Genomic DNA, 15,142 nt, shown 5'->3' on the forward strand with positions numbered 1-15,142 from the left:
GGAGGATTTGTCATGACTCAGAATCACGATCCAATCGTTATAGTCAGTGCCGTGCGCACCCCAATGGGTGGCTTCCAGGGCGACCTCAAGGGCCTGACTGCGCCACAACTGGGCGCTGCCGCGATTCGCGCCGCTGTCGAGCGCGCCGGTATCGCCAGCGATGGGGTGGATGAAGTGCTGTTTGGTTGCGTGCTCCCGGCGGGTTTGGGCCAGGCCCCGGCACGCCAGGCGGCCCTGGGCGCGGGCCTGGATAAATCGACCCGCTGCACCACCCTCAACAAGATGTGCGGCTCGGGCATGGAAGCGACCATCCTCGCCCATGATTCGCTGCTGGCGGGCAGCGTCGACGTGATCATCGCCGGTGGCATGGAAAGCATGTCCAACGCCCCGTACCTGCTGGACCGCGCCCGTAGCGGTTACCGCATGGGCCACGGCCGGGTGCTCGACCATATGTTCCTCGACGGCCTGGAAGACGCCTACGACAAGGGCCGCCTGATGGGCTCCTTTGCCGAAGACTGCGCCGAGCACCACGGCTTTACCCGTGAAGCCCAGGACGCCTTCGCCATTGCCTCCCTGACCCGTGCCCAGCAGGCGATCAGCACCGGTAGCTTTGCCGCCGAAATCGTCCCGGTGCAGGTTACCGTCGGCAAGGAACAGAAAACTATCACTGACGACGAACAGCCGCCCAAGGCCAAGCCGGGAAAGATCGCCACCCTGAAACCGGCGTTCCGCGAAGGCGGTACGGTGACGGCAGCCAACTCCAGCTCGATTTCCGACGGCGCCGCTGCACTGCTGCTGATGCGTCAATCCGAAGCGCAAAAACGCGGGCTCAAGCCCTTGGCTGTGATCCACGGTCACGCGGCGTTCGCCGATGAGCCCGGTCTGTTTCCGGTGGCGCCAGTGGGCGCGATTCGCAAGCTGATGAGCAAGACCGGCTGGAGCCTGGGTGACGTGGATTTGTTTGAAATCAACGAAGCCTTTGCCGTGGTCAGCCTGGTGACGATGAGCAAACTGGAAATTCCCCACGACAAGGTCAATATCCACGGCGGCGCCTGCGCACTGGGGCATCCGATTGGTGCGTCCGGCGCGAGGATTCTGGTGACGTTGCTCTCGGCATTGCGCCAGAAGGGCCTCAAGCGCGGCGTTGCCGCGATCTGCATCGGCGGCGGTGAAGCCACGGCCATGGCCGTTGAATGCCTGTATTAAGCTTTTTATTTTAGAGGCTGTTTATGCTCCCCAATGACGAACAACTGCAAATCAGCGAAGCCGCCCGGCAATTTGCCCAGGAACGGCTGAAACCGTTCGCCGCCGAGTGGGACCGCGAGCATCGCTTTCCCAAGGAGGCTATTGCTGAAATGGCCGAACTGGGCTTTTTCGGCATGCTGGTCCCGGAGCAGTGGGGCGGTTGCGATACTGGCTACCTGGCCTACGCCATGGCCCTGGAAGAAGTCGCCGCCGGCGATGGTGCCTGCTCGACCATCATGAGCGTGCATAACTCTGTGGGCTGCGTGCCGATCCTCAAGTTCGGCAACGATCAGCAGAAAGAGCAATTCCTCACGCCCCTGGCCAGCGGCGCCATGCTCGGCGCCTTTGCCCTGACCGAGCCCCAGGCCGGCTCCGACGCCAGTAGCCTGAAAACTCGTGCCCGCCTTGAGGGTGATCACTACGTGCTCAACGGTTGCAAACAGTTCATCACGTCGGGGCAAAACGCCGGGGTCGTGATTGTGTTTGCGGTGACCGATCCCAAGGCCGGCAAGCGCGGCATCAGCGCCTTTATCGTGCCCACCGATTCGCCCGGTTATAAAGTGGCGCGGGTTGAAGACAAGCTTGGCCAGCATGCATCCGACACCTGCCAGATCCTTTTTGAGGACGTAAAAGTACCGGTGGCCAACCGTCTGGGTGAGGAGGGCGAAGGCTACAAGATTGCCCTGGCCAACCTGGAAGGCGGCCGTGTCGGTATTGCCTCGCAATCGGTGGGCATGGCCCGTGCTGCGTTTGAGGCAGCCCGTGACTACGCTCGTGAACGCGAGAGTTTTGGCAAAACCTTGATCGAGCATCAGGCGGTGGCCTTCCGCCTGGCGGACATGGCCACCCAGATCGCCGTCGCACGGCAGATGGTGCATTACGCCGCGGCCCTGCGCGACAGCGGCCGGCCTGCACTGTTGGAGGCATCCATGGCCAAGCTGTTTGCTTCGGAAATGGCTGAGAAGGTCTGTTCGGCGGCCTTGCAAACCCTGGGCGGTTACGGTTACCTGAGCGACTTCCCCCTGGAGCGGATCTACCGCGATGTGCGGGTCTGCCAGATTTATGAAGGCACCAGCGATATTCAACGCATGGTCATTTCACGCAACCTTTGAAGAGGAACTGACGGATGAGCTACGAAACCATTTTGCTGGAGGTTCAGGGCCGCGTTGGGCTGATTACCCTTAATCGCCCGCAAGCGCTGAACGCCTTGAACGCACAACTGGTCAGTGAGGTGAACCAGGCGCTGGACAGTCTGGAAGCCAACCCCGAGATCGGTTGTATCGTGCTGACCGGCTCGAAAAAAGCCTTTGCCGCCGGCGCCGATATCAAGGAAATGGCTGAGCTGACCTACCCGCAGATCTACCTGGACGACCTGTTCAGCGACAGCGACCGAGTAGCCAATCGTCGCAAGCCGATCATTGCCGCAGTCAACGGTTTTGCCTTGGGTGGCGGCTGCGAACTGGCGCTGATGTGCGACTTCATCCTGGCAGGTGACAACGCAAGGTTCGGCCAGCCGGAAGTCAACCTCGGCGTGCTGCCGGGCATGGGCGGCACCCAGCGCCTGACCCGTGCGGTGGGCAAGGCCAAGGCCATGGAAATGTGCCTGACCGGGCGTTTCATCGATGCGGTGGAGGCGGAGCGTTGTGGCATCGTTGCGCGGATCGTACCGGCGGATGAGTTGCTGGAGGAGGCGCTCAAAGTCGCCGCGCTGATCGCCAGTAAATCGCTGCCCATCAGCATGATGGTCAAGGAAAGCGTCAACCGCGCGTTTGAGGTCAGTTTGTCGGAAGGCGTGCGTTTTGAGCGGCGGGTATTCCATGCCGCGTTTGCCACTCAGGATCAGAAGGAAGGGATGGCGGCGTTTGTGGCCAAGCGCGCGCCAGAGTTCAAGGATAAGTAACGGTCGCTTACTGATTGTTCCCACGGGTGTGGGAACAATCAAAAAAACATCGCGAGCAAGTGCCTACTTATTCAGCATCTGCATCACCTCTTGCGGATAGCGCAACCCAGCCGTGGCATTGGCTGGAAATATTGCCTCCAGCGCCGCCAACTCGGCGGGGCTGAGTTTGACTTCCAGCGCGGCGACATTTTCTTCCAGGTATTTACGCTGCTTGGTCCCTGGAATCGGAATCAGATAATCCCCCTGCGCCAACACCCAAGCCAACGCCAGCTGTCCGGCAGTGACGCCTTTGTCCAGCGCCAGTGCCTGTACCTGTTCCACCAGCAGCAGGTTTTTCGCAAAGTTCTCACCCTGGAATCGTGGGCTGAACCGACGGTAATCATCCGCCGCAAAATCATCCGCGCTCTTCAGTGCTCCGGTGAGAAAGCCACGCCCCAGTGGGCTATAGGGCACAAATGCAACCCCCAATCGCTGGCAAGCCGCCAGGCACCCGTTGTCTTCCTGATCCCGGCTCCACAGCGAATATTCGCTTTGCAGGGCGCTGATGGGATGGACCTTGTGGGCCCGCTCCAGCGTGGCGGCAGACGCTTCACTCAAGCCCAGGTAACGCACCTTGCCCTGATGCACCAGTTCAGCCATGGCGCCGACGGTCTCTTCGATAGCGACATCGGGGTCGATGCGATGTTGGTAATACAAATCCAACGTCTCGACGCCCAGGCGTTTCAAGGTGCCTTCGATCGAGTCGCGAATGTACTGCGGTCGGCCATTGACCCCACGCAGCGTCGGGTTCGCCGGGTCGCGGACGATGCCGAACTTGCTTGCCAAAAATACCTGGTTGCGCTTGCCGGCGATGGCCTTGCCAATCAGCGTTTCATTGGTATGCGGGCCGTACATATCGGCGGTGTCCAGCAGGTTGATGCCCAGCTCCAGGGCGCGATGCAGTGTGGCGGTGGCCTCCCGGCTATCGATACCGGTGGTGTAGAAATCCGTCATACCCATGCAGCCGAGGCCGATAGCGCTGACGTGTGGGCCGTTTTTGCCGAGTGGACGCGTAAGCATGGGTAACGCTCCTTCAATGACTAAGGAACCCATTGTTGTCCTCGACAAAAACAAGATAAACCGGCTAAAAGCATTATCACTATTGGTAAATTCTAAATAATCCGTGAAGGGAGTCAGGATTTGGACCGTTTTAATGCCATGCGGGTGTTCACGCGGATCGTTGAATTGGGTGGGTTCGCCAAGGCGGCCGACAGCCTGCACCTGTCTCGCGCTTCGGTGACGATCTTGGTCAAGCAGTTGGAAGCCCATTTGGGCGTGCAATTGCTGCAACGCACCACGCGTCAGGTCCATCCGACCCTGGATGGCGCGGCCTATTACCAACGCTGCGTGCGTTTGTTGGCCGATCTTGAAGAGACTGAAGCAGTGTTTTCCACCCGCCGGAAAAATCCGCGAGGCACGCTGCGTATCGATATGCCCGCAGCGGTGGGACGCTCTATCGTGATTCCGGCCTTGCCGGAGTTCACCGCACGCTACCCGCTGATCGACCTGGAAATCGGCTTGAATGATCGCCCCGTGGACTTGATTCGCGAAGGTGTGGATTGCGTGCTGCGCGGCGGCCTGTCTTTGGATGATTCACTGGTGGCCAGGCCGCTGGCGATGATGGACCAGTTGACCTGCGCCAGCGCTGGCTACCTGCAGATGATGGGAGTACCGCAAGACCTCAATGATTTGGCCAACCACCAAATGATTGAATACTTCTCCAGCACCACCGGTAAACGTTATGGCCTGGAGTTCCAGTGCGGGGACGATATTCGCCTGGTGGACTTGCCCAAGAAACTGGCGGTCAACAGCGCCGATGGCTACCTGGCCGCCTGCGAGGCCGGTTATGGCCTGGTTCAGGCGCCGTACTATCACGTCGCCCGGCAGTTGGAGCAGGGCACGCTCGTAGAGGTACTGGCCGATGTGTTGCCACCCAGGCTCCCTCTGGCGGCGCTCTATCCGCCACACCGCCAGTTATCCCAGCGGGTGCGGGTGTTTGTCGACTGGCTGGTAGAGCTTTGCGCCCGTCCGGGCAGCGGGTTACAGCGTTACCCTTGAGGAGTGGTGCATGAGGGTAAAGCAATCAGGCCAAGACCCGGGAACGAGCCTGGCTTTCACAGGTTCAATCAGGCGCAAGGCAAGCCAAAGTTTTTCATCGCCTGTAACATGCGACCTCGCCAGCCCTGGTCCATCCCCGCAACCGGGTATGTGCTTGGCATGGCTGGCGATACAAAGTGGATACATATTTTCAGGTTCAGGAACCCGTCATGACCCAGAAGCAACGCTTGAAATACTCGATTCTGATTTCCCTGGTCGTCCTTGGGACGATGTTTGGCCTGTCCTATTTGCAGAACAACGGGACCATCAGCGAAAAAACGTTCCAGTACATCGCCATTGCCGTGGCAGTGATCGTGGTAGTGGTCAACGGCGTGATGCGCCGCAAGGTCAAGCCCAACGCCTGATTCAGGCGTTATTGGCAGCCAGCACTTTGGCAGCCTGTTCATGCAGGCTGTAGCTCTTGTCGGCGTTGAGGGTGATCACGCCCTCGCTGCATAGACGCTTGAGCACTTCGCGCACACTGAGAAAGGACAAGGGGATGCCCAGTTCCAGCAAGTGGCTGTGGACACCCCGCACACCCAGCGAGCGGCCGTTATCGGCGGCCGTGAGCAGGGCGTCGATGACCTTCAGGCGAATCAGGCTGGTGCGCAGGCCAAAACACTTGAGTAAGTGTCGGATGCGTTGGTTGCCTTGATGTTCGGGTGACTTGCCGAATACTTGGGTGCCCGAGCCGAAAGCCGCATTGTGTGCCATTGAATGTCCGTCCGTGGGCAGGTGCGAGTTGTACATGCAAAAACTCCTTATCAGAGCCTGATCAGGAAAATGATGGCGCTCTTAGTAATAAGACGTATGAGAAGCGCAAATCATGAAGCGGGCGATGTGTAAATTTCGTCGGTATCAGTTCTGTCACATTTCCACGCCAACGAATTAACGCCTGCGCTCGCTAAATTATTCCCCGCTATTACGTCTTTATGGGTGGGCCGGTATTGGTGAGATTGTCCTGCCCGGGACGGTTAATTTGGGTTGAATATGGAGTCTGCGTGATTATTTCCAACGGGTTGTCCAAGGTGTGCGTGGCAGGTGTGTTTCTTGGCTTGAGCCTTTCGGTATCAGCCCGGCAGGCAGGCGAGGCAACGGCCGATATCCGCCGTACCAGTTTTGGTATCCCCCATATCCGCGCCAGCGATGAGCGCGGGTTGGGATACGGTATTGGTTACGCGTACGCCCAGGACAACCTGTGCCTGTTGGCCAACGAAGTGGTGACGGTAAACGGTGAACGCGCCAAATATTTCGGCGCCGAAAAGTCCACCCTGGAAGAGCGCAACAACCTTACCAGCGACGTGTTTTTCACCTGGCTCAATACACCCCAGGCGGTCGCGGCATTCTGGAAAGTGCAGCCCCCGCAGATGCAGCAGCGCATCGAAGGCTATGTGGCGGGATACAACCGTTACCTGAAAGAACGTCGCGCCGAGGGTTTGTCGGCGCAGTGCCAGGGCGCTTGGGTACGGTCGATTACCCCGCAGGATCTGGTCAAGCTGACCCGTCGCCTGTTGGTAGAAGGCGGTGTTGGGCAATTCGCCGAAGCCCTGGTGGGTGCCGCACCACCCCAGAGCAACGCCGGTGTGCAGAACGACACTCCTGCGTTTGAGATCGCTGCGGCGAACCAGCAGCGCTTTACGCTGGATCGCGGCAGCAACGCCGTGGCGGTCGGCGGGGAACGTTCATTCAATGGTCGCGGCATGTTGCTGGCCAATCCGCATTTCCCGTGGATCGGTGGTATGCGCTTCTATCAAATGCACCTGACCATTCCCGGTCAGTTGGACGTGATGGGCGCCGCCTTGCCGGGGTTGCCGGTGATCAATATCGGCTTCAACCAGCATGTGGCCTGGACTCACACCGTCGACACATCCAAGCATTTCACCCTCTACCGCTTGACCCTGGACCCGAAGGATTCGACCCGCTACCTGCTGGACGGCAAGTCGGTGCCGATGGAGAAAACCAGGGTGACGGTGCAGGTCAAGGAAGCGGATGGCAGCACCAAGGCGCAATCCCACACGGTCTACAGCTCGCAATTCGGTCCGGTGGTGCAATGGCCGGGGAAACTGGACTGGGACGGGCAATACGCCTTCAGCCTGCGGGATGCCAACCTGGGCAACGACCGCGTGCTGGCGCAGTGGTACGCGATGAACCGCGCCGGTAGCCTCAAGGAACTGCAAGCCTCAGTGCACACCTTGCAAGGCATCCCGTGGGTCAACACCCTGGCGGCGGATGATCAGGGGCAGAGCCTGTACATGAATCTGTCGGTGGTGCCCAACGTGAGTGCGCAAAAGCTGGCGCAATGCAGCGATCCCCGCGCCGGTTTGCAGTTGATCGTGCTTGATGGCGCCCACAGCGCTTGTGCCTGGGACATCGACCCGCGTGCCGCCCAGGCCGGTATTTTTCCGGCGGATCAGTTGCCGCAGCTGGAGCGTAGGGACTATGTACAGCACTCCAATGATTCGGCGTGGATGGCCAACCCCAAGTCCCCGTTGAGCGGTTTTTCGCCGGTGATCAGCCAGGAGCAGATTGCCCTGGGGCCGCGCTCGCGCTTTGCCTTACAGCGCTTGCAGGCGCTGGACAAACACCCAATTAGCGCAGCCTCCCTGGAAAACATGGTGATGGACAATCAGGTCTACCTGGCCAGCCAAGTGATGCCCGACCTGCTGAAATTCTGTGGCGAAAGCCTGGGCGCAGATGCGCCAGCCCTGAAACCGGTCTGCGCAAGCCTGAAAAACTGGGACCAGCGCGCCAACCTGGACAGTGGGCTGGGGCTGATGCATTTCATCAATGTGATGGACCAGATGCAGCAAGTGCCTGAACGGTGGCGCGTCGATTTTGACCCGCAGCAACCGCAAACTACGCCGCGCGGCCTGGCGATTGAGCGGGCGTCGGTGGCCAAGGCGTTGCGTGAAGCGATGCTGGCATCGGTCGCTGAAGTTACCAGGCTTGGGCTGAGCGAGAGCAGTCGTTGGGGCGATATCCAGGTGTCTGGCACCACGCCGATCCACGGTGGGCCGCAAGAATTGGGGGTGTATAACGCGATGCAGAGCGTACCCAGGGACGACGGCAAGCGTGAGGTGGTCAGCGGCAGCAGTTACTTGCAGGTCGTCACCTTCGACGACAAGGGGCCGCAGGCCCAGGGCGTGCTGGCGTTCTCGTTGTCCAGCGACCCGGCCTCAACGTATTCGAAGGACCAGACCCAGGCGTTTTCCGAGAAGAAACTCAGCCCGCTACCCTTTACCGAGCAGCAGATTGCAGCGGACCCGCAGTATCAGGTGCGGGTGATCAGCGAGAAGGATGAGGTAGGGCGATAGAGCGTACCGACCCGGTGATCGTGCATGGAAGGGGTATTCACTCTCGAAGCAGTTGCGCCACTGCCGCGAAAGCCTTGTTGCGACGTTCATCCCAATCGCCGCGAATCACCGCAAATGGCTGTTGATGCAGTTCCAGCCACCGCTGGCTGGCCTGGAAGAAAGCCTGGCGATCTGCCAGTTTCGGTTGGCAGCGCTGCCCGTCATCGGCCCAGCCGACATCTTCCGGGGACAGCAGCAAATGCAGGTCATAGTGGCGAGCCAGAAGCTCGCGGTCGAGCCATTCCGGGTAGTCGCCGAACAGCGTCTGGCTCCACAGTTTGTTGGTCAGCAGGTGGGTGTCGAGGATCAATAACGCTGGCTGTTCAGCGCGGGCCGTATCTTCCCAGGCCAGTTGGCCGCGGGCGATTTCAGGGATATCCGCCAAGGTGGTATCGCGCTGAAAGTGATCGATGAAGTACCGAACAAATTCTCCCACCAATACCCCGCCGAAATGCGCTTTCAACTGCTCGGCCAACCAGCTTTTACCGCTGGATTCGGGACCTGCCATGACCACCACTTTCATGTGCGCAACGCCGGCTCAGCCCGCCATTCCCGCCAACCCTGCATGGCGATCACGGTGAACAAGGCGTAAAGGGCCGCCGTGAGGTACAGGCCCTTATAGAGAAACAACCCGACAAAAATCACGTCGACGGCAATCCACAGCGGCCAGCATTGCACACGTTTCTGCGCCATCCACATTTGCGCCACCAGGCTGAAACCGGTCAAGGCTGCGTCTAGCCAGGGTTGTGCGGCATCGGTCCAATGCGCCATGGCGGCGCCCAGCAACAGGCTGCCTACCGCGCCAATCGTCAGGTGCAGGAGGATCGGTTGGGCGCCAAGGCTGGTCACCTGACGACCCTGTTTAGCCTCGCCGGCCCGTGTCCATTGCCACCAGCCGTAGAGCTGCAGGCCGGCGTAGATCACCTGCAGCAGCATGTCCGAATACAGCTTTACCTCGAAAAAAACCCAGGTGTAGAGCAATACCATCACCAGGCCGATGGGCCAGCACCAGGGGTTCTGCTTGACTGTCAACCAGACGGCGATCACCCCCAGGGCGGCGGCAAACAGTTCAAGCCCGGACATGGGGATTCCTTGGGATATTCGAAGAGGGGGGCGATTGTAACCACAGGTGGGCTTGGCGCAAAGGTATGCAGGGAGGTGCACGTTGCGGCAAAGCGGGCCTGTTGTGGCAAAGGGGCTTGTTGTGGCAAAGCTGGCTTGTTGTGGCGAGCGGGCTTGCCCGCGTTGGAGTGCGCAGCACTCCCTGGCCGGTTGCTGTGATCTATCAGAAAGACCGCAGTGATTGGTTTTTGGGCTGCTACGCAGCCCAACGCGGGCAAGCCCGCTCGCCACAGGGGAGGCAACCTTCCTAGACCTTGAACTGGCGCAGCAACCCGTTTAACTCCTCGCTCAAGCCCTTCAAGTGCGTACTGGCAACACTCGATTGCTGCGCCGCCAGTGCCGTACTGTGAGAAAGCCCAGCGGCCTGGGTGACGTTCTGGTTGATGTCTTCCACCACATGGGCCTGTTGCAGGGTGGCGCTGGCAATCGAGGCGTTCAGGCCATTGAGGTTGCGCAGGGCCTGGCCGATGGCAGTCAGGCTGGCACCGGCCTGGCCGGCTTGTTCGATGGTCAGTTGTGATGCCTGGTGGCTGTCGCTGATCACCTGGACCGCCGCTTCGGAATGGCCTTGCAGGCGCTCGATCATGCTCTGGATTTCTGCTGTGGATTTTTGTGTGCGCTGGGCCAGCAGGCGCACTTCGTCGGCGACCACGGCAAAACCACGGCCTTGTTCACCCGCGCGGGCCGCTTCGATGGCGGCGTTGAGGGCCAGCAGGTTGGTCTGGTCGGCGATGGAGCGGATCACCTCCAGTACGCCGCCAATCTGGGTGCTTTCCGAGGACAGGGTCCGGATCACTTCGACCGCCTGGCTGATGGTGTTGGACAGTGCATCAATCTGCTGCAGGCTGCCGTCGATGTTGACCTGGCCTTGTTCGGCCTGGACCTGGGCATCGCGCATTTCGCTGGCGGCATGCTCGGCATTCTTGGCCACGTCCTGCACGCCATAGGTCACTTCATTGATGGCAGTGGCCACCAGCTCCATCTGCTGGGACTGTTGCTGGCTGCGGTCATGGGCGGCGCTGGCATTGCTGCCCAGCTCTGAGGACGACTGGCCCAAGGCATTGGCGCAGGTCTGCAATTGGCTGACCACCTGGCGCAGCTTGGTGGTGAAGCTATTGAAGTGCCGGGACAGTTGGGTGACTTCGTCCTGGCCGTGGGTGTCCAGACTGCGGGTCAGGTCGCTTTCGCCGCTGGCGATATTGGCCATGGCGTTCACTGCTTCCTGGAGCGGCCTCACGATGCTGCGGGCGATCAGCGACACCAGCAGGGCCATGATCAGGGCAATGCCCAGGCCGATGATCGAGGTCTTCCACACCTGGCCCTGAAACTGGGCTTGCACGTCATCCACGTAGACGCCTGAACCGATGATCCAGCCCCACGGCTGGAACAACTGGATATAGGAGGTTTTTGCCACTGGGTCAGCCGCGCCGGGTTTTGGCCAGCGGTAGTTGACCATGCCGGCGCCCTTGGCCTTGGCCAGGCTGACAAACTCGTTGAACACGGCAAAGCCGTCCGGATCACGAATGGCCGACAGGTTCTGGCCATCCAGCTTCGGGTTGGCCGGGTGCATCACCATCATTGGCGTCAGGTCGTTGATCCAGAAATAGTCGTCATGGTCGTAACGCAGGCCACGTACCACGCTCAAGGCTTGTTTTTGCGCCGCGTCTCGGGTCAAGACGCCGGTGGTTTCAAGGGTGTGGTAATACGTAAGTATCCCGTTGGTGGTTTCCACCACATGCTGGGTCTGTTGGCTCTTGGCCTGATACAGATCGTCATGGATCTGCTTGAGCATCAGCAAACCCAGGGTCAGCAGCATTAACACGGCGACTATCAGGATCAGCCAGAGGCGCCGGCTGATCGACATATTGCGCAAGCTGTTCATAGTCATGTCACTCCGTGTTCTTATAATTGTTGGCGCAGTAATCGACTGCCCAAGCGATAACGCGAAGCGAAATTCGGGCTTGTCTGATAGGCTTTCGGCCCGGAATCAAAAAACCTGAGTCCTGCTGATTTTTCACAGAATTTTTGCAGTTCGGCCTTGATCCTGCGCGCTGCGATTTTAGCGTGCTCATCGTTAGTGAACGTCTAGAAAATATCAACGAGGCATGCGGTCGCATGACCTTATGGGGGAATAATGGATCTTTGGACTGCCGTACAGGCATTGATACTTGGAGTTGTCGAAGGACTGACGGAGTTTTTGCCGATCTCCAGTACCGGTCACCAGATTATCGTCGCCGACTTGCTCAACTTCGGTGGCGAACGGGCCATGGCGTTCAACATCATCATCCAGCTCGGCGCCATCCTCGCGGTGGTCTGGGAGTTCCGGCGCAAGATCCTCGATGTGGTCATCGGCTTGCCGATCCAGCGCAATGCCCAGCGTTTCACCATCAACCTGTTGATCGCCTTTATGCCGGCAGTGGTGTTGGGGGTGATTTTTGCCGACCTGATCCACGAGTACCTGTTCAATCCGATCACCGTGGCCACCGCGCTGGTGGTGGGCGGCATCATCATGTTGTGGGCTGAACGCCGGCAGCATGAAATCCATGCCGAAAGTGTCGACGACATCACCTGGAAAGACGCTTTGAAAGTCGGTCTTGCCCAGTGCCTGGCAATGATTCCGGGAACTTCACGTTCCGGCTCGACCATCATTGGCGGCCTGCTGTTTGGCCTGTCACGCAAGACCGCCACCGAGTTCTCGTTCTTTCTGGCAATGCCGACCATGGTTGGCGCGGCGGTGTACTCGGGCTACAAGTACCGTGACCTGTTCCAGCCGGATGACCTGCCGGTGTTCGCCATTGGTTTTGTCACCTCGTTCATCTTCGCGATGATCGCGGTCAAGGGTTTGCTAAAGTTCATCGCCAGCCACAGTTACGCGGCGTTTGCCTGGTATCGCATTGCCTTCGGCCTGTTGATCCTGGCGACCTGGCAGTTCGGCTGGATTGATTGGGCGGCGGCCAAAGCTTGAACACCCTGAATAACAACGGCATTCAACATCCGCGCTTCAAGGCCTTGGTGTTTGTGCTGTTGTGTGCCGTGCCGCTGTTTGGCTCGGCATCGCTTGGGTATCGCGGTGTTTCGCTGATCCCGCTGGTGGCCTATGGCGCGGTCAGCCTGGTCACGTTTTTCCTGTACTGGAGCGACAAGCGCAAGGCCCGCAGCGACAGCTGGCGTACCCCGGAAAAATTCCTCCATACCCTGGAACTGGCTGGCGGTTGGCCAGGTGCGCTGATTGCCCAGCAGGTGTTTCGCCACAAGACGCGCAAGGTGTCTTATCAAGTGGTGTTCTGGTTGATCGTCTTGCTGCACCAAGTGTTCTGGATCGATCAACTGTTCCTGGGTGGCATGTTGCGATCAGTGTTCTAGCAACAGCCCAACCTGCGTGCGCTTGGGCAGCTTGCTGACCACCAGTTGGTGGGAGCGCTGCAACAAACCACGCAGCTCCTCGCCGCCCAACGGGTAGGGTGTTTCCATGATGATCCATTGCGCCCGTGCCAAGTAAGGCGCCGGGTGAATCCCAGGGCGGTCCACATGGCCGAGGAATAGCTCTTTGTCGACCTTGAACGCGAGAGACTCGCCCCGCAGGTTCTGCAACGCAAACATCTTGTTTCCGGCAATCGAAAACACCCGCACGCCGCCCCACTTGTAATCCTCTCGCGCACCGGGCAAGCCCAGGCAAAAGCGTGCGACATCTTCTTCAGTCATTTTCTTCGCGCTCATAGCTGTCGCTCTCCACAACCTTTGAAGGCATGATCCAAGTAGTCGATCCAGGCGCGCACTGCCGGCGACACACCGCGTCGATGCGGGTAAACAGCTTGCAGCCAGCCGCCGGGCAGTGACCATTGCGGCAACAGTTGCACAAGCTGGCCGCTTTCCAGTTCCTGCTCGCAATACATCATGGGTAACACGGTAAAACCCAGGCCGGCGAGGGTGCTGGCCTTGCGCACGACAAAGTCATCGATGCCTAGCCGCGCTTCCATCACCAAATCGCAACGGTTGCCATCGGGATCGAGCATACGCAGGTGGACCATGCGGTCAGCTTCCAGCGCGCCGAGCACCGGCAGCTGCTTGAGGTCTTCCAGTGTCTTGATCTGGCGGTTGCGCACAAAGTCGGGGCTGGCGACCATTACGGCCTGTGCCTGGCGCAGACGGCGGGTCACCAGCAACGGGTCTTCATCCCCCAAGTCCCGCACTCGCAGGGCGACGTCGATACCTTCGGCCACCAGGTCGACGCGACGATTGATCAGCATCATTTCCAGCTGCACCAGCGGATACGTCGCGAGGAATTCGGCCACTACCGTGGGCAGGATTTCGTGGGCCAGGCCTACCGGGCAACTCACCCGCAGGCGGCCCCGAGGCTCACTGGACATGCTGGCGACGGCTTCGTCGGCCATTTCCGCTTCCAGTAGCATCGCCTGGCAGTGCACCAGATAGCGTTCGCCGACGGCGGTCAGGGTCAACTGGCGGGTGGTGCGTTGCAACAAGCGCGCGCCAAGGCGTTCTTCCAGCTCGGCGATGCGCCGGGAGAGCCGTGATTTCGGGATACCCAGCAAGCGTCCTGCGGCCGCGAAGCCACCGGCTTCCACCACCTTGGCGAAATAATAGAGGTCATTGAGATCTTGCATGGCGCGCCTATTGTCCTGTCAGTGGGACGAACTATCGCATTTTAACCCGCTAATCGGCTATTGGATTCATCTGTAGGATTGTCAGCACTTGATCGCCCCGTGCGATCCTCACTTGGAGATCCCACATGAAACTCTTGCATATCGATTCCAGCATCCTGGGCGACAACTCGGTGTCCCGTCAGTTGAGCGCCGGCGTGGTCAAGGCCTGGCAAGCCGCCGAGCCAGGTATTGAAGTGACCTACCGCGACCTGGCCAGCGATGCCATCAGCCATTTCTCTGGCGTCACCCTGGGTGCTCTGGGCACCGCCGCTGAATTGCGTGATGCCGTGCAAAAACACGAAGCCGACCTGAGCGCATCGACCTTGGCTGAGTTTCTCGCCGCCGACGCCGTGGTATTGGCCGCACCGATGTACAACTTCACCATCCCGACCCAGTTGAAAGCCTGGATCGACCGTATCGCCGTTGCCGGCCAGACCTTCCGCTACACCGAAGCCGGCCCTGAAGGCCTGTGCGGCAACAAGAAGGTGATCATCGTTTCCACCGCAGGCGGCCTGCACGTCGGCCAGCCTACTGGCGTGGCTCACGAAGACTACCTGAAAGTGCTGCTGGGCTTCCTCGGTATCACCGACATCGAGTTCGTCCGTGCCCACGGGCTTGCTTACGGTGACGAAGTGCGTGGCAAGGCGCTGAACGATGCCAATATGCTGATCAGCGAGCAATTGTTCGTCGCTGCGTAAGACTTGTGTAAATTTCACCGCGGCTCG

The 15,142-nt window shown here is 59.7% G+C and carries 16 protein-coding genes; 9 read left to right on the top strand and 7 right to left on the bottom strand.

Annotated elements, in window-relative coordinates:
* Nucleotides 1-12 precede the first annotated feature (12 nt).
* Genes FQ182_RS14785 through FQ182_RS14795 form a run of 3 tightly spaced genes read left to right on the top strand, consistent with a single transcriptional unit; the run spans nt 13 to nt 3,145 of the window.
* Nucleotides 13-1,206, top strand: coding sequence for an acetyl-CoA C-acyltransferase (locus FQ182_RS14785; protein WP_149414047.1), 1,194 nt, complete (start codon nt 13-15; stop codon nt 1,204-1,206).
* 23 nt (nt 1,207-1,229) lie between these two features.
* Nucleotides 1,230-2,357, top strand: coding sequence for an acyl-CoA dehydrogenase (locus tag FQ182_RS14790; RefSeq protein WP_149414048.1), 1,128 nt, complete (start codon nt 1,230-1,232; stop codon nt 2,355-2,357).
* 14 nt (nt 2,358-2,371) lie between these two features.
* Nucleotides 2,372-3,145 carry an enoyl-CoA hydratase gene (locus tag FQ182_RS14795; RefSeq protein WP_149414049.1) on the top strand — a complete coding sequence of 258 codons (774 nt, stop codon included), beginning with the start codon at nt 2,372-2,374 and terminating at the stop codon, nt 3,143-3,145.
* Between the two features lie 63 nt (nt 3,146-3,208).
* Here FQ182_RS14795 and FQ182_RS14800 read toward each other — a convergent pair whose 3' ends face one another.
* Nucleotides 3,209-4,204, bottom strand: a complete 996-nt coding sequence (locus FQ182_RS14800; RefSeq protein WP_149414050.1) for an aldo/keto reductase — start codon at nt 4,202-4,204, stop codon at nt 3,209-3,211.
* Between the two features lie 120 nt (nt 4,205-4,324).
* On the opposite strand from FQ182_RS14800, the gene FQ182_RS14805 reads away from it, so the two are divergent.
* Together FQ182_RS14805 and FQ182_RS14810 are read left to right on the top strand one after the other, a co-directional pair.
* Complete coding sequence (locus tag FQ182_RS14805) at nt 4,325-5,242, top strand: LysR family transcriptional regulator (RefSeq protein WP_149414051.1); 918 nt, start codon at nt 4,325-4,327, stop codon at nt 5,240-5,242.
* A 209-nt stretch (nt 5,243-5,451) separates the two neighbouring features.
* Nucleotides 5,452-5,646, top strand: a complete 195-nt coding sequence (locus FQ182_RS14810) for a hypothetical protein (RefSeq protein ID WP_149414052.1) — start codon at nt 5,452-5,454, stop codon at nt 5,644-5,646.
* A 1-nt stretch (nt 5,647) separates the two neighbouring features.
* On the opposite strand, the gene FQ182_RS14815 is transcribed toward FQ182_RS14810, so the two are convergent.
* Nucleotides 5,648-6,031, bottom strand: a complete 384-nt coding sequence (locus FQ182_RS14815; protein WP_149414053.1) for a fe2+ zn2+ uptake regulation protein — start codon at nt 6,029-6,031, stop codon at nt 5,648-5,650.
* A gap of 251 nt (nt 6,032-6,282) precedes the next feature.
* Here FQ182_RS14815 and FQ182_RS14820 point away from each other — a divergent pair, with 251 nt between their 5' ends.
* Nucleotides 6,283-8,595, top strand: coding sequence for an acylase (locus FQ182_RS14820; protein ID WP_149414054.1), 2,313 nt, complete (start codon nt 6,283-6,285; stop codon nt 8,593-8,595).
* Between the two features lie 37 nt (nt 8,596-8,632).
* Here FQ182_RS14820 and FQ182_RS14825 read toward each other — a convergent pair whose 3' ends face one another.
* The 3 genes from FQ182_RS14825 to FQ182_RS14835 all read right to left on the bottom strand — a co-directional run bounded on the left by FQ182_RS14825 (nt 8,633) and on the right by FQ182_RS14835 (nt 11,638).
* The gene (locus FQ182_RS14825) at nt 8,633-9,157 is read right to left on the bottom strand and encodes an AAA family ATPase (protein ID WP_149414055.1); all 525 of its coding nucleotides are present in this window, start codon (nt 9,155-9,157) and stop codon (nt 8,633-8,635) included.
* Entirely contained in the window at nt 9,154-9,717 is a 564-nt protein-coding gene (gene pnuC, locus FQ182_RS14830; protein ID WP_149414056.1) for a nicotinamide riboside transporter PnuC, read from the bottom strand. The genes FQ182_RS14825 and pnuC overlap by 4 nt, the downstream gene beginning before the upstream one ends.
* 286 nt (nt 9,718-10,003) lie before the next feature.
* Nucleotides 10,004-11,638 carry a methyl-accepting chemotaxis protein gene (locus tag FQ182_RS14835; protein ID WP_149414070.1) on the bottom strand — a complete coding sequence of 545 codons (1,635 nt, stop codon included), beginning with the start codon at nt 11,636-11,638 and terminating at the stop codon, nt 10,004-10,006.
* A gap of 252 nt (nt 11,639-11,890) precedes the next feature.
* Here FQ182_RS14835 and FQ182_RS14840 point away from each other — a divergent pair, with 252 nt between their 5' ends.
* Both FQ182_RS14840 and FQ182_RS14845 read left to right on the top strand, forming a co-directional pair.
* On the top strand, nt 11,891-12,721 hold the full coding sequence (locus FQ182_RS14840) for an undecaprenyl-diphosphate phosphatase (protein ID WP_149414057.1): 831 nt from the start codon (nt 11,891-11,893) through the stop codon (nt 12,719-12,721).
* Complete coding sequence (locus tag FQ182_RS14845; protein ID WP_256666326.1) at nt 12,718-13,119, top strand: DUF1294 domain-containing protein; 402 nt, start codon at nt 12,718-12,720, stop codon at nt 13,117-13,119. Before FQ182_RS14840 ends, FQ182_RS14845 begins: the two co-directional genes overlap by 4 nt.
* Here FQ182_RS14845 and FQ182_RS14850 read toward each other — a convergent pair.
* Together FQ182_RS14850 and FQ182_RS14855 are read right to left on the bottom strand one after the other, a co-directional pair.
* Nucleotides 13,108-13,458 carry an MmcQ/YjbR family DNA-binding protein gene (locus tag FQ182_RS14850; protein ID WP_149414071.1) on the bottom strand — a complete coding sequence of 117 codons (351 nt, stop codon included), beginning with the start codon at nt 13,456-13,458 and terminating at the stop codon, nt 13,108-13,110. The two genes, FQ182_RS14845 and FQ182_RS14850, sit on opposite strands and share 12 nt — an antisense overlap.
* Before the next feature lie 11 nt (nt 13,459-13,469).
* Nucleotides 13,470-14,378: a LysR substrate-binding domain-containing protein gene (locus tag FQ182_RS14855; protein WP_149414059.1), complete on the bottom strand. Its 909-nt coding sequence runs from the start codon at nt 14,376-14,378 to the stop codon at nt 13,470-13,472.
* 125 nt (nt 14,379-14,503) lie between these two features.
* On the opposite strand from FQ182_RS14855, the gene FQ182_RS14860 reads away from it, so the two are divergent.
* On the top strand, nt 14,504-15,115 hold the full coding sequence (locus tag FQ182_RS14860; RefSeq protein ID WP_149414060.1) for an FMN-dependent NADH-azoreductase: 612 nt from the start codon (nt 14,504-14,506) through the stop codon (nt 15,113-15,115).
* The last annotated feature ends 27 nt before the right edge of the window (nt 15,116-15,142 follow it).

This window comes from Pseudomonas sp. ANT_H4 (assembly GCF_008369295.1).
In the GTDB taxonomy this organism is placed as follows: domain Bacteria; phylum Pseudomonadota; class Gammaproteobacteria; order Pseudomonadales; family Pseudomonadaceae; genus Aquipseudomonas.

What these genes read in the sequence shown, in the direction of transcription:
- FQ182_RS14790 (WP_149414048.1), top strand. Translation starts at nt 1,230, where the DNA reads ATGCTCCCCAATGACGAACAACTGCAAATCAGCGAAGCCGCCCGGCAA.
- pnuC (WP_149414056.1), bottom strand. Translation starts at nt 9,717, where the DNA reads ATGTCCGGGCTTGAACTGTTTGCCGCCGCCCTGGGGGTGATCGCCGTC.
- FQ182_RS14825 (WP_149414055.1), bottom strand. Translation starts at nt 9,157, where the DNA reads ATGAAAGTGGTGGTCATGGCAGGTCCCGAATCCAGCGGTAAAAGCTGG.
- FQ182_RS14855 (WP_149414059.1), bottom strand. Translation starts at nt 14,378, where the DNA reads ATGCAAGATCTCAATGACCTCTATTATTTCGCCAAGGTGGTGGAAGCC.
- FQ182_RS14815 (WP_149414053.1), bottom strand. Translation starts at nt 6,031, where the DNA reads ATGTACAACTCGCACCTGCCCACGGACGGACATTCAATGGCACACAAT.
- FQ182_RS14835 (WP_149414070.1), bottom strand. Translation starts at nt 11,638, where the DNA reads ATGAACAGCTTGCGCAATATGTCGATCAGCCGGCGCCTCTGGCTGATC.
- FQ182_RS14850 (WP_149414071.1), bottom strand. Translation starts at nt 13,458, where the DNA reads ATGACTGAAGAAGATGTCGCACGCTTTTGCCTGGGCTTGCCCGGTGCG.
- FQ182_RS14860 (WP_149414060.1), top strand. Translation starts at nt 14,504, where the DNA reads ATGAAACTCTTGCATATCGATTCCAGCATCCTGGGCGACAACTCGGTG.
- FQ182_RS14800 (WP_149414050.1), bottom strand. Translation starts at nt 4,204, where the DNA reads ATGCTTACGCGTCCACTCGGCAAAAACGGCCCACACGTCAGCGCTATC.
- FQ182_RS14785 (WP_149414047.1), top strand. Translation starts at nt 13, where the DNA reads ATGACTCAGAATCACGATCCAATCGTTATAGTCAGTGCCGTGCGCACC.
- FQ182_RS14810 (WP_149414052.1), top strand. Translation starts at nt 5,452, where the DNA reads ATGACCCAGAAGCAACGCTTGAAATACTCGATTCTGATTTCCCTGGTC.
- FQ182_RS14795 (WP_149414049.1), top strand. Translation starts at nt 2,372, where the DNA reads ATGAGCTACGAAACCATTTTGCTGGAGGTTCAGGGCCGCGTTGGGCTG.
- FQ182_RS14840 (WP_149414057.1), top strand. Translation starts at nt 11,891, where the DNA reads ATGGATCTTTGGACTGCCGTACAGGCATTGATACTTGGAGTTGTCGAA.